The organism is Mesorhizobium sp. WSM4815 (assembly GCF_055811575.1).
Genome location: NZ_JBVVQS010000102.1, coordinates 651,387 through 664,730, shown reverse-complemented (window position 1 = coordinate 664,730; position 13,344 = coordinate 651,387). Strand labels below are relative to the sequence as shown.

At 64.1% G+C, this 13,344-nt stretch carries 12 protein-coding genes and 1 other RNA gene; 2 read left to right on the top strand and 11 right to left on the bottom strand.

From position 1 onward, the window contains the following. Window positions 1-146: 146 nt before the first annotated feature. The 11 genes from AC0L2B_RS31920 to ffs form a co-directional block, all read right to left on the bottom strand. Complete coding sequence (locus tag AC0L2B_RS31920) at window positions 147-896, bottom strand: ABC transporter ATP-binding protein (RefSeq protein ID WP_473748173.1); 750 nt, start codon at window positions 894-896, stop codon at window positions 147-149. Next, window positions 893-1,726, bottom strand: a complete 834-nt coding sequence (locus tag AC0L2B_RS31915) for an ABC transporter ATP-binding protein (protein WP_473748172.1) — start codon at window positions 1,724-1,726, stop codon at window positions 893-895. Before AC0L2B_RS31915 ends, AC0L2B_RS31920 begins: the two co-directional genes overlap by 4 nt. Beyond that, the gene (gene nikC, locus AC0L2B_RS31910) at window positions 1,723-2,643 is read right to left on the bottom strand and encodes a nickel transporter permease (RefSeq protein WP_128174047.1); all 921 of its coding nucleotides are present in this window, start codon (window positions 2,641-2,643) and stop codon (window positions 1,723-1,725) included. Before nikC ends, AC0L2B_RS31915 begins: the two co-directional genes overlap by 4 nt. Further along, a complete protein-coding gene (locus AC0L2B_RS31905; protein ID WP_023802089.1) occupies window positions 2,640-3,707 on the bottom strand; it encodes an ABC transporter permease in 1,068 nt (355 codons plus the stop codon). Before AC0L2B_RS31905 ends, nikC begins: the two co-directional genes overlap by 4 nt. A gap of 18 nt (window positions 3,708-3,725) precedes the next feature. Next, on the bottom strand, window positions 3,726-5,369 hold the full coding sequence (locus AC0L2B_RS31900; protein WP_473748171.1) for an ABC transporter substrate-binding protein: 1,644 nt from the start codon (window positions 5,367-5,369) through the stop codon (window positions 3,726-3,728). A gap of 320 nt (window positions 5,370-5,689) precedes the next feature. Next, complete coding sequence (locus tag AC0L2B_RS31895) at window positions 5,690-6,967, bottom strand: lytic murein transglycosylase (RefSeq protein ID WP_473748170.1); 1,278 nt, start codon at window positions 6,965-6,967, stop codon at window positions 5,690-5,692. A gap of 183 nt (window positions 6,968-7,150) precedes the next feature. Next, window positions 7,151-7,756 (bottom strand): recombination mediator RecR, encoded by a 606-nt coding sequence (gene recR, locus AC0L2B_RS31890; protein ID WP_287217734.1) that lies wholly within the window; start codon window positions 7,754-7,756, stop codon window positions 7,151-7,153. Window positions 7,757-7,859: 103 nt separating this feature from the next. Continuing rightward, window positions 7,860-8,747 (bottom strand): cell wall hydrolase, encoded by an 888-nt coding sequence (locus AC0L2B_RS31885; protein ID WP_287217733.1) that lies wholly within the window; start codon window positions 8,745-8,747, stop codon window positions 7,860-7,862. A 399-nt stretch (window positions 8,748-9,146) separates the two neighbouring features. Next, entirely contained in the window at window positions 9,147-9,470 is a 324-nt protein-coding gene (locus tag AC0L2B_RS31880; RefSeq protein ID WP_065005911.1) for a YbaB/EbfC family nucleoid-associated protein, read from the bottom strand. An 82-nt stretch (window positions 9,471-9,552) separates the two neighbouring features. Further along, window positions 9,553-11,367: a DNA polymerase III subunit gamma/tau gene (locus AC0L2B_RS31875; RefSeq protein ID WP_473748169.1), complete on the bottom strand. Its 1,815-nt coding sequence runs from the start codon at window positions 11,365-11,367 to the stop codon at window positions 9,553-9,555. 105 nt (window positions 11,368-11,472) lie between these two features. Further along, window positions 11,473-11,569: signal recognition particle sRNA small type (gene ffs, locus AC0L2B_RS31870), an RNA gene on the bottom strand. Between the two features lie 363 nt (window positions 11,570-11,932). Here ffs and AC0L2B_RS31865 point away from each other — a divergent pair. Both AC0L2B_RS31865 and nudC read left to right on the top strand, forming a co-directional pair. Then, window positions 11,933-12,352, top strand: coding sequence for an HIT domain-containing protein (locus AC0L2B_RS31865; protein WP_027151663.1), 420 nt, complete (start codon window positions 11,933-11,935; stop codon window positions 12,350-12,352). A gap of 36 nt (window positions 12,353-12,388) precedes the next feature. Next, a complete protein-coding gene (gene nudC, locus AC0L2B_RS31860) occupies window positions 12,389-13,330 on the top strand; it encodes an NAD(+) diphosphatase (RefSeq protein ID WP_473748168.1) in 942 nt (313 codons plus the stop codon). The last annotated feature ends 14 nt before the right edge of the window (window positions 13,331-13,344 follow it).

Genomic DNA, 13,344 nt, shown 5'->3' with positions numbered 1-13,344 from the left:
CTCACCGGGCCGGCGCCCGTTCCCGTTTGGTATATGCTAAGACCTGTTCTGACCTTATTTCACGTTTTCCTCAAGTTGGCACCGCCACCAGGCGATTGGGCCTGCCGCCGCTAAGGTCGCATTCCTTCGCGGACAGCTGATTTGACTCACGCAGTCCGCACAAACCCCTCGCTCGCCCTGAGCAAATTGCGCGTGTAATCCTTGCTGACGCGGCGCTCGACGAGGTCATCAGCGGTGAGATGCTCGACCGCCTCGCCGTTCTGCATCACCATCAGCCGCTCGCACATATGGGTGATGATGGCGAGGTCGTGGCTGACCATCAGGAAGGTCAGGTTGCGCCGCCGCCGGATGTCTTCCAACAGGTTGAGCACCTCCGCCTGCACGGAAGCGTCGAGCGCCGAGGTCGGCTCGTCGAGCAGCAGGATCGCCGGTTCGAGGATGAGCGCCCGGGCAATCGCCACCCGCTGGCGCTGGCCACCCGACAATTGATGCGAATAGCGGAAGCGGAAGCCGGTGCCGAGCCCGACCTCGTCGAGCGCCCGCTGGATGCGTTTCTCGCCATCGGCAAAGCCGTGGATGGCGAGCGGCTCCTGCAGCAGGCGGTCGACGGTCTGGCGCGGATGCAGCGAGCCGTAGGGGTCCTGGAAGACCATCTGCACCTCGCGATAGAAGGCCTTGTCGCGGTGCTTGCCGAGTTTTTTCCCGTTGACGGTGATGCTGCCCGAAGCGGCCGGGGCGAGGCCGGCAATCGCGCGCAACAGCGTCGATTTGCCGGAGCCGGATTCGCCGACCAGGCCGAAGGATTCGCCGGATTGCACCTCGAGGCTGACACCCTTCAGCGCGCGAAAGCGGTCGAAGACCACCTCCAGCCTGTCGACAGAAAGTGCTGCCGTCATGCCAACCACTCCGGCTTGCGGTCGAGCACCGGCAGCGGGTGACGGTCGGCGCCGATCTTGGGCATGCAGTTGAGTAGGCCGCGCGTATAGGGATGCTGAGCGCGGCCGAGCTCCGACGCCTTGAGCTGCTCGACCACCTTGCCGGCATACATGACGATCACCCGGTCGCAGAAGGACGAGACCAGGCGCAGATCGTGCGAGATGAAGATCAGCCCCATGCCGCGCTCGCTGACCAGCCTGTCGAGGATGCCGAGCACGTCGAGCTGAACGGTGACGTCGAGCGCCGAGGTCGGCTCGTCGGCGATCATCATCTCCGGCCCGGCAATCAGCATCATGGCTATCATGGCGCGCTGGCCCATGCCGCCCGACACCTCGTGCGGATGCAGGTCGAAGACACGGGCGGGATCGCGGATCTGCACCGCCTCCAGCATGGCGAGCGCCCGGTCGCGGGCCTCCGCCTTGCCGACCTTCTCATGCGTGCGCAGCGTCTCGACGATCTGGCGGCCGATGCTCATCACCGGGTCGAGCGAGTATTTTGGATCCTGCAGGATCATGGCGATGCGCTTGCCGCGCAGCGCCCGGCGGTCGCGGGGCGAGGCCGCGAGCAGGTCGATGCCGTCGAAGGCAAGTTTCTTGGCCGTGACCTCGGCCTGCGGCGGGGTCAGACCCATGATGGCGCGGCCGGTCTGCGACTTGCCGGAACCGCTCTCGCCGACGATGCCGAGCCGTTCGCGGCCGAGCGAGAAGGAGACGCCGCGCACCGCCTCGATGCGGCCGGTGCGCGTCGGGAAGGTGACGCGCAGATCGTCGACCTCGAGAAGCGTGCTCATTGGTCACCACTGCGGGGGTCGAGCGCGTCGCGCAGGCCGTCGCCGAGCAGGTTGAAGCCGAGGCTGACGATGAGGATGGCAAAGCCCGGTGCACCGGCCACCCACCATTGGTCGAGGACGAAGCGGCGGCCCGACGCGATCATCGCGCCCCATTCCGGCAGCGGCGGTTGCGCGCCGAGGCCGAGGAAGCCGAGACCGGCGGCGGTCAGGATGATGCCGGCCATGTCGAGCGTCACCCTGACGATCAGCGACGAGATGCAGAGCGGCATGATATGGCGCAGCACGATGCGGAACGGCGAGGCGCCCATCAATTGCACCGCCTTGATGTAATCCGAATTGCGCACGGTGAGCGTTTCGGCACGCGCAATACGGGCGTAGGGCGGCCATGAGGTGATGGCGATGGCGAGCACCGCATTCTCGATGCCGGGGCCGAGTGCGGCGACGAAGGCCAGCGCCAGGATCAGCTTCGGAAAGGCGAGAAAGATGTCGGTGATACGCATCAGGATCGCATCGATCCAGCCGCCGGCATAACCGGCGACGGTGCCGACCAGCAGGCCGATAGGAGCGGCGATGACTGCGACGAGAATGACGACGTAAAGCGTCCATCGCGAGCCGAAGATGACGCGCGAAAGGATGTCGCGGCCGAGGTCGTCGGTGCCGAACCAGTGCTCGGCACTTGGCGCCAGCAGCCGCGAGCCCTTGAGGTCGCCGAATGTCGGCGAATAGGGCGCCAGCACATCGGCAAAGGCGGCGACCACCAGCAAAGCGATGATGATGAGCAGGCCGAGAAACGCCAGCCGGTTGGCTGAAAAGCGCCGCCACGCGACATAGGCGCGGCCGAGCCTGGCCTGCATGCGCGACGCCGGCCGCTCGCTGAGCAGCCAGTCGCGGCGGCTCTGGATTGCTTCAGCGCTCATCGTACCTTGGTCCTTGGGTCGAGCACCCGGTAGAGCAGGTCGGACAGCAGATTGATGCCGATGAACACCGAGCCGATGATGATGGTGCCGCCGAGCACGGCGTTCATGTCGGCGTTCTGCAGGGAATTGGTGATGTAGAGGCCGATGCCCGGCCAGGAAAACACGGTCTCGGTGAGCACCGAGCCTTCGAGCAGACCGGCATAGGAAAGCGCGATCACGGTGACCATCGGCACCGCCGCGTTGCGCAGCGCGTGGCCCCAGATGATGCGCGTTTCCGACAGGCCCTTGGCGCGCGCCGCGACGATATATTCCTGTGCAAGCTCGTTCAGCATGAACGATCGCGTCATCCGGCTGATATAGGCGAGCGAGAAATAGCCAAGCAGCGAGGCCGGCAGGATGATGTGGCGGAAGGCATCGCGAAACACATCCCACTGCCGCTGCCACAGCGCATCCAGGAGATAAAAGCCGGTGATCGGCGTGAAGGTATATTCGTAGACGATGTCGAGGCGGCCGGGAAAAGCCACCCATTGCAGCCTGGCGTAGAACAGCACGAGCGCCAGCAGTCCCAGCCAGAAGATCGGCACGGAGTAGCCGACCAGTCCGATGATGCGGACGATCTGATCGATGATGCTGCCGCGCCGGACCGCGGCCAGCACGCCGAGCGGCACACCAAGCAAAGCACCGATCAGCGTTCCCAGCGTCGCCAGCTCGATCGTCGCCGGAAAGGCGCGGCGGATGTCGGTCATGACAGGATTGGTGGTCAGCACCGAGGTGCCGAAATTGCCGTTCAGGGCATTCTTCACATAGATGTAGAACTGCTCGATCAGCGGCAGGTCGAGCCCCATCTCGCGGCGCGTCCGCTCGACGACATTGGCCGGCGCCCGGTCGCCGAGCACCGCCAGCACCGGGTCGATCGGGATCACCCGGCCGATGAAGAAGGTCACCGCGAGAAGACCGAGATAGGTGGTTATCGCGATGACCAGGAAACGGGCGATCGACGACGCGACAGCGACGGCGCGGGCGCTGCCGCGCCCTGCCGTCGCTTCGCTTTCAACCGTACTCATGCGGCGCGTCCGCCGGCGTCACTCCTTGGAGATCTGGCTGACGAAATTGGTGTCGAAGCTCGGGCCGAGCGCAAAACCCTTGAGGTTCTTGCGCAGGCCGGCCACTTCCAGTTGCTGGTGAACGATGATGAAAGGACTGGTTTCGAGAATCTTCCTCTGCAGATCCTGGTACATTGCGGCGCGCTTGGCCGGATCCTTCTCGAGCAGGGCCGCTTCGGTCTGCTTGGTCAATTCCGGAATATCCCAGGCGTTGCGCCAGGCCAGCGTCTTGGTCTTGCCTTCATCCGAATTGTCGGGGTTGCTGGCGAAGGTCTGGGCGTTGGAGTTCGGATCGAAATAATCCTGACCCCACTGGCCGATATAGATATCGTGGTTGCGGGCGCGGTACTTGGTCAGCGTCTGCTTGCCGTCGCCGGGAATGATCTCCAGCTTGACGCCGGCCTGGCCGAGCGTCTGCTGGAACGATTCCGCCATGCCGGTCACCGGCTGGGTGTTGCGTACGTCCATGGTGACGCTGAAGCCGTCGGCCAAGCCGGCCTTGGCGAGCAGTTCCTTGGCCTTGGCGAGGTCGAATTTGAACGGATTTTCGTCCAGCTCGCCAAGCACGCCTTTCGGCAGGAAGGTCTGGTGGATCTCGCCGATGCCCTTGAGGATGGTCGAGCTCAAGGCATCATAGTCGACGAGATATTTGAAGGCCTGGCGAACCTCCGGCTTGGCGAGGTTCGGGTTCTTCTGATTGAGGCTGATGTAGAAGACCGTGCCCTTCGGCGCGCTGGTGGTGGTGAGATCGGCGTTCTTGGCGATGGCGTCGAGGTCGTTCGGCTCGAGATTGCGGGCAACGTCGATGTCGCCGGCCTCCAGCGCCAGGCGCTGGCCCGAGCTTTCCTTCATGTTGCGATAGATGACGCGGGCGAGCTTGGCCTTTTCGCCGTGGTAATTGTCGTTGCGCTCCATGACGACGACCTCGTTGGCCCGCCATTCGCGCAGCTTGAAGGCGCCGGAGCCGGCATAACCGGTCTTCAGCCAGGCGTTGCCGAAGTCGTTGTCGTATTTGTAGTCGGCACTGGGCGTCACCGCGGCAGCATGTTCCTTGACCAGCTTGGCGTCGACGACCGACGCGACCGTTGCCGACAGGCAGTTCAGGACGAAGCTCGGCGCATAGGCCTTGTCGACCGTGAACTGGAACGTCGTGTCATCGACGGCCTTGGCCTTCTCGGTGACGTTGTCGCCATTGATGCCGAACTGGCCGATGATGAAGGCCGGGCTCTTGTCGAGCTTGATGGCGCGCTCGAACGAATAGGCGACATCAGCCGCGGTGATCGGATTGCCCGATGCAAATTTCAGGCCGGGCTTGAGCTTGAAAGTGTAGGTCAGGCCGTCGTCGGAGACAGTCCAGCTTTCGGCGAGATCGCCCTTGACCTTGGAGGTGTCGCTCAAGTCGAGGCGGACAAGAAGATCGTAGGTGTTGCCGGTGACCTCTGCGGTCGACAGCTCGAACGCCTCGCCCGGATCCATGGAGATGATGTCGTCGATGGCGAAACCCTCGACCAGCGTGTCGGCCGGCGTGACAGCAAGGGCAGGAGCACCGGCCAGAAGCAGCGCGGACATGGCTGCGCCGGCGAGCAGGACGCGGGAGCGTAGAGCAAACTTTTCCATCATCATTTTTGACTGTTCCCTGTTTTTGTTGACCTGAGTTCCCGGCTCAGGGTTTGGCATTCACTTGACACATCGGCCCGAAAATCGGAATCGATTTTCGGAAAGCACGATGTGTAGTTCAAAGTCTTAGAGCGTCCTTTGCGCGTCCAACGGACGCGCGGCGCTCTAATCGAACGGTGACCCCGAACCGGTCGTCCTGGTGATATTTATCCAGTTCCGCCTCACCATATCCGGCGGTTTCAGGCGCGGCAACGAGCATTTGCAAAGCTGTTTGTTGGGCCAGGATCAGCCAGCCGCCGCCGCCGGAATCGACACCCGCAGTCGCCCTATTTCAACGCGGTGACCAGGTCGGCGTCGGGAAAACAGGTGGCGGCGCGACCGTTCCTTGCCTGCCATTTGCCGATCGACCGGCGCGTCTTGAAACCGGGCAGGCCGTCGGCGCTGCCGACGTCGTAGCCCTCGGCCTCCAGCGCCCGCTGCAAGGTGGCGATGTCGGACCTGTGGAGCCCGCCGACAGCACCCCAGCGCCCAGAAAAATTGCTGTCGCCATTGGCGATGCGGTCAGCACCGTGGCCGATGAACAGCGCGTAGAGATCGCTGGTGTTGTATTGCTTCAGGACGTAGAAATTGGGCGTGACGATGAAGGCCGGACCGCTGCGCCCGGCCGGCATCAGAAGGAATCCTTCGGCCTTCAATTCGCGCGCCGGGAACGGTCTTGCCGCGACACGCTTGATGCCCATGTCAGCCCACTGGGAAATCCTCTTGCCCTGGTCCGGACCTTCGAGCGAACAGGAGACCGCTTCCGGCACCGTCACCTCAAAACCCCAGCCGCGGCCCTTCACCCAGCCATAATGGACGAGGTAGTTGGCGATCGAGGCCAGCGTGTCCGGCACCGAGTTCCAAATGTCGACCCGACCGTCGCCATCGACGTCGACGGCATGTTTGAGGAACGATCTCGGCATGAACTGCGGCTGGCCGAGTGCGCCGGCCCATGACGATTTCATCGCGCCGACCGGGGCCAGCCCGCGCTCGACGATCTCGAGCGCTGCCATAAGCTCGGTGCGGAAGAAGTCCCTCCTGGTCGCCATGAACGCCTTGGTCCCCAGCACTTCGAAAGCGTCGTAGGGCATCTTCGCCGCGCCAAAGCCGCTCTCGCGGCCCCAGATCGCCAGCAGCACCTCGCCCGGCACGCCGTAGCGCTTCTCGATCGCGGCGATCGTCCTGGCATTGGCCGCCTTGCGCGTGCGGCCACCAGCGGTCACGGCGCGAACCGTCTTTTCGGCGAAATAGGCGCCGGGCGAACCGAACTCCGCCTGATGCTGCTTTTTCGGCGTCGTCGCCTTTTTGCCCGGCATCACCAGGTCGGGCAGTTTGAGGTTCGGTTTGATGCCGTCGAAGGCGGCGTCGAAGGTTTTTCTGGAGATGCCTTTGGCGTTGGCTTCGGGCCAGAGGTCGTTGTTGAGCCAGGCGCGGAACTGGGTGTCGAGTTTTGTGGCGGAGGCGGGGGTGGCGAGGAGGAGGCCAACAAGGGCTGCAAAGAGCGAGAGCAGGACCAATCTGAAAAGTTTCCGTTCCGTCGCGCCCCCCTCTGTCCTGCCGGACATCTCCCCCACTTGGGGGGAGATTGGCAGCGTCAACCTCGCCGCCAATCTTGCAACATTGAAGACTGGCGAAAGCAGGCGTGACAGCCAATCTCCCCCCTTCAGGGGGAGATGTCCGGCAGGACAGAGGGGGGTGGGACGGAGTGCCGGCTTTGTAGGACGCGTAGCAGCCATCATCCGCCCCCCTCAAAACGCCGTCCGCGAGCGCAGCGCGGCGGCCAGCGTGCCTTCGTCGAGATAGTCGAGTTCGCCGCCGACCGGGACGCCATGCGCCAGCCGCGTCACCTTGATATCGAAGCCGGACAATTGGTCGGTGAGATAATGAGCGGTGGTCTGGCCCTCGACGGTGGCGTTGACGGCAAGGATCACTTCCTTGACCTCGCCGCCGGCGACGCGGTCAACCAGCGAGCGAATGTTGAGCTGCTCGGGGCCGATGCCGTCGAGCGGCGACAGCGAGCCGCCGAGCACATGATAGCGGACATTCATGGCGGCGGCCCGCTCCAGCGCCCACAGGTCGGCCACGTCCTCGACGACGATAAGCGTGCCGGCGTCGCGGCGCGGATCGGTGCAGATCATGCAGGGGTCGGACGTATCGACATTGCCGCAGGTCGAGCAGATGCGCACCTTGTCGACCGCCTCGCTCATGGCGGCGGCGAGCGGCGACAGCAACTGCTCCTTCCTCTTGATGAGGTGAAGCGCTGCCCGCCTGGCCGAACGCGGCCCAAGCCCCGGCACCTTGGCCAGGAGTTGGATCAGGCGTTCGATCTCGGGACCGGCGATTCGCTTCGACATCGCATCGGTTTAGGATTTTTCAACGGGTTTTGGAACACCGCAGCGGCGCGGCTGTTGCGAACAATCGCTGAGGTTTGCGCTGCCTACGTCGACTATCGATAGCTCAGTAGGTTTCCAGCGGCCTGCCCTGGCCGGCGATCATCGCACCGATGGCATCGGTGTTCTCGGGTGTCGATTCAAACGACATCGTCGGCTCGGCCGACGCCGCCGGGAATGACGTGACCGGTTGCGCACCGGCGGTTCCGCCGAAACGGGCGGCGTCCGGCTCCTGCATCGCCACAAAGGTCACCTTCTCCGGCGTTGCCTTCCCTGGAACAGCCTTTGCCGGTTGCGATGCGACTGCAGTCACATAGGTTGCCTTGGTCGCCGTTAACTTGGCGGCCGGCGCCGCAGAGGCCATGAGCGTCACCGGTGCGGCGCGCGACCGCCGCGGCGTGGCCTGCGCCACGGCGACCGTGGGCTCGTCCGGCAACGGTTTCCAGTTCCGGCCGCGCTTTTCGTAGAAGGCGTTGCCGCCGGCGACCATGGTGTAGTGCATGTTCTTGTAGGGGAAACGCAGGCCGGCCGTGTGAAAGAACATCGAGTTCTTCAGCTTGGCCTTGCGCTCGCCCTTGAGCACCGCCTCCGCGGCTTCCTCGACATCGGGCATCGCCTTCGAATTCATCGGCCGTGTCATCACGCCCGGCGCGAACTGGCCGCGTTCGCCGACCACCTGGCAGATGGTGTTGCCGTGCTTGCCGGAGCGCAGCCGGTTCATCACCACCGTGCCGACAGCAATCATGCCGTCGCGGCTCGACCGGTTGGATTCGAAGAACATGGCGCGCTGGAGGCACTCCTTGTCCTTCGCTGTGTGGCTGTAGGGCCGCGACCTGACGGTATCGGTCAGGCTGGCCACGGACAGGCCGTGCGTGGTCTGACTGCAGGCGGCCAAAAACAGCGGAGAGGTGACGACGCCAAGCAGCAACGGCGTCTTCCATCGGGTCGCGATCAAAGATATCCCCTCATTCTGTCGCCAGCCCGCCTCTGGTTGCGGCAAGAATGAGACACTTTCGGGCAAAAAGATGGCTAAAGCGTTATTAAGTGAGCGGAGTTGCCTAATGGACACAGCTGGCCGTCAGGCGGGCGTTGACCGCTGCGCTCTTCGGCCATTGTAACGGCATGACCTTCGAGCGTCGCAGCCTTCGCAGCGTGGCCGGCCGGGCCAAAGCCATGGGCTCGCTCGACCGGCATACCTATCAACACAGCTCAGAGGCTGTTTGGAAAGTCGCTCCGGCGAGTCATATGGTGGTGGTTTCGAGAACCGGAGCGGAGCGGACATTTGGGTCCGTGAGCACCGGAAGCGCAGAAACCGCTATCAGATGGCCGCCGGAGTAGAGTTCCAAGCAGCCTCTTAGAACGGCAGCTTCATTCCCGGCGGTATCGGCAGTCCGGCGGTCAGCGCCTGGGTCTTTTCCTGCATCATCTGCTCGACCTTGGCCCTGGCGTCATTGTGGGCGGCGAGGAGCAGATCCTCCAGAATCTCGACCTCGTCCTCCTTGAACAGCGATGGGTCGATTTTCAGCGCCTTCATCTCGAATTTGCCGGTCAGCGTCACGCTGACCAAGCCGCCGCCGGCCTGTCCGGTGGCTTCCAGCGTGGCGATCTCGTCCTGCATGGCCTGGAACTTGGCCTGCATTTCTTTCGCTTTGCCCATCAGGCCGAGAAGATCTTTCATCGCGTTGTCCTCTACGATTGATTTGTTTCTTGTTTAAGCACGATCTTCTCCGAAAACCGGCTCCCACCCTTCGGAATCATGCTCAGGTTTCGTCTTCGTCGGTGGCCGGCTCGATCGGAACCTCTGCCTCCGCCGCATCGGCTTCCGGTGCGTCGGGAATACGCACGTCGATGATCTTGGCGCCGGGAAACCGCGCCAGGATGGCGGCGACGGTCGGGTCGCTCTTGGCATCGAGGAGGGCGTTTTCGCGTTTGGTCGATTCCATCTCGGCCAGCGTCTGGCCGCCCGCTTCCTTCGACAGCGACACCAGCCAGTTGCGGCCGGTCCAGGCGCGCAATTTGGCGGTCAGATCATTGAGCAGCATCTTCGGCGCGTCATCGGTCAGGCTGACGTCGATACGGCCCGGCTCGATGCGCACCAGGCGCACGCAGCGCTTGACCAGCACCTTGAAAGCGATGTCGCGCTGGGCGTCGGCAAGGGCGACGATGTCGGCCAGCGATTTAACCGGCACTGGCGGCGCATCGGCGACCGGCTCCGGCGCCGGAACGAAAGGCGCAGGCATCGGCTCGGGTTCGACCAGCCGCATCGTCTGGGCGCCGCCATTGGCCGTCGGCATCCGCGCCTGCGCCACGGCGCTGGCGCCACCATTACCGGGATTTGCTGGGCCAGAGCTTGCGGGCGCACCGTTCGAGCGTGGCGCGCCATTCGGCACCGACGCTGCGCTCTCCAGCGATTTCAGCGCCTCGTCCAGCGTCGGCAGGTCGGCGGCATGCGCCAGCCGGATCAGCACCATTTCGGCGGCGCTGACCGGCCGGTTGGAGGACTGCACCTCGGGAATGCCTTTCAACAGCATTTGCCAGGTCCGCGACAGCACCCTGACCGACAGCGCCTTGGCGAAATCGGCGCCGCGCCGGCGCTCGTCCTCCGACAGCGAGGCGTCGTCGAGGGCTGTCGGCACGAAGCGCAGCCGGGTGACGAGATGGTTGAACTCGGCCAGGTCGGTCAGCACAGCGGCCGGATCGGCGCCGGTGTCGTACTGGTTGCGGAATTCGGCCAGTGCGGCCGCCACATCGCCCTTCATCACATGTTCGAACAGGTCGACGATGCGGGCGCGGTCGGCCAGCCCGAGCATGGCGCGCACCGCTTCGGCGCTGACCGCGCCGCTGCCATGGGCGATCGCCTGGTCGAGAATGGACAGCGAATCGCGCGCCGAGCCCTCGGCCGCGCGGGCGATCATCGCCAGCGCGTCGTCATCGACCGCGATGCCTTCTTTTGCGGCGATCGAGGAGAGGTGCGCGACCAACGTGCCGGCATCGATACGCCTGAGATCGAAGCGCTGGCAGCGCGACAGAACGGTGATCGGAACTTTTCTGATTTCGGTGGTGGCGAAGATGAATTTGACGTGCGGCGGCGGCTCTTCCAGCGTCTTCAGCAGGCCGTTGAAGGCCTGCGTCGAGAGCATGTGCACTTCGTCGATGATGTAGACCTTGTAGCGCGCCGACACCGGCGCGTAACGCACGCGCTCGATGATGTCCCTGATGTCGTCGATGCCGGTGTGCGAGGCGGCGTCCATCTCGATGACGTCGACATGGCGGCCTTCCATGATCGCCTGGCAATGCTCGCCCGGCACGGCAAGATCGACCGAAGGCTGGTCGACATCAGATGTTTTGTAGTTCAGGGCCCGCGCGAGTATGCGCGCCGTCGTCGTCTTGCCGACACCGCGCACGCCGGTCAGCATCCAGGCCTGGGCGATGCGGCCGGTGGCGAAAGCGTTGGTGAGGGTGCGGACCATCGGCTCCTGGCCGATCAGTTCGGAGAAATTGGCAGGACGGTATTTGCGCGCCAGAACGCGGTAGGCAGCGGCCTTTTCCGTTCCCGAATTTCCGGCTTCGCTCATTCGCCCGTAAAGCTCCAAGGGCCGCGCCTGCAAGCGGCCGATTCCTGCGCATAGTTTCGCCCGCAGGGCTTGGCGCCGTCAATGTCGCGGGAGAAAGGCGAAGAGGTGGGAGGCTGGAACAATGACCCGTTCCGGGCTCGTTAGGGCTGCTTCCTTCCGGACCTGACCCGGTTGGCGAGTGGACCGTCCACCACCAACCTCCCGCTTTTCATATCGGCAATCCGGCGATGAAATGCAAGGGCGCAGTGACGGGCGGCGAAACCAGAAAATAAAAAACCGCCTCGGAGGCGGATCGCTGGCGCGATTAAGCACCATGTTGAAACTACTGGCATAGCGGCCGGCACAAAGCAAGAACAGATGAGCGAAAGACATGGCCGGCAGACCAGAGGGGGCGAGATGGTGACTTCATTCCAGCCCAGGTCTTGACAGGCCATACCCCGAGTTCTTCGCCGTACCATCATCGCCATGATAGCCCTTGATTCGCTTGCCGCCCTCTTGCGGGCTAACGGCAGCCGCTCTAGCGTCCATGGAGTAAAAAATACTACAAAAGTGAAGGAAAACGCCGATGTCGCCGGGCCTCGAGGCCGGATTCACGCTGGATGCTCGTCTGGAGGCCGACAGCGAGCAGTTGATGTGGCTCGGCCTGTGCGAGTTGCGGGTGATGAACGACCGTCGCTGGCCATGGCTGCTTCTGGTGCCGCAGCGGCCGGGCGCGGAGGAAATCCATGATTTGACGCCGCTCGACCAGGCGATGCTCACGTTCGAGACCAATATGGTGGCGCAGGCGCTGAAAAGCGTGACCGGCTGCACCAAGATCAACAGCGGCGCACTCGGCAACATCGTCCGCCAGTTGCATGTCCATGTCGTCGCGCGCTCGGAAGGCGATCCCGGCTGGCCCGGCCCGGTGTGGGGGCACGGCATGCGCGAGCCCTATGAGCGCTCGGACCTGCGGCGGTTTGCGCAGAAGATAAAGGCAGCGCTATAAGCCTGTCCCGTGTCCATCCTGAACCTTGAGTCTGCGATGAGCTTCCGCCTGTTTGACGCGCCCTTGCACGAGCCGAGCCAGTTCGTCGGCTTCGCCGGCAACATGATCGACCGGCAATCGGAAAACCGCGCCGACGATTCCGTCGAAAAGGCGCTCGCCGATCCTTCAGCCAGGCTTTTGCTGATGCATGGCGGGCGGATCTACCTGAAGCTCATTGGTGGCGGCTTCGACCCCTGGTTCGGCGCCGAGGAAAGCCAGCCGCTCGAGGCGTCGCTCGACCGTGGCGTCCTGCTCGGTTTTTCCGACAGCGGCCCGGTGCTCGCCGTACCGGCCGGCATCGACCCCGAACAGCTGCCCGATACCATCAAGGCCATCGACTATCGCTCGGTCTACATGCAGGGGCTGATCGACGAGGCGGCGGCCGGCGCGATGGCGCAAGGAGCAGCGCTGCTCGCCTGGCATGCCAGCCACCGCTTCTGCAGCAAATGCGGCGCAGAAGCCGCGATGCGGGCCGGCGGCTACAAGCGGCTTTGCCCGGCCTGCGCCACCGAGCATTTTCCGCGAACCGACCCGGTGGCGATCATGCTGACGGCGACGCGTGAAAAGTGCCTCCTCGGCCGCGGCCGGCATTTCGCGCCCGGCATGTATTCGGCGCTTGCCGGCTTCATCGAGCCTGGCGAGACGATCGAGGCGGCGGTGCGCCGTGAAACGCTGGAGGAAGCCGGTATCCGGCTTGGCCGCGTCGTCTATCACGCCAGCCAGCCCTGGCCGTTTCCCTATTCGCTGATGATCGGCTGCTTCGGCGAGCCGCTCAACGACGACATCCAGGCCGACCTCAACGAGTTGGAAGACTGCCGCTGGTTCTTTCGCGACGAGGTGCTGTCGATGCTGGCCCGCGAGCATCCGGGCGGCCTGGTCACGCCGCCGAAGGGGGCGATCGCCTACAACCTCATCCGCGCCTGGGCCGACAGCGCATAGCCTGCAGGGGAAGC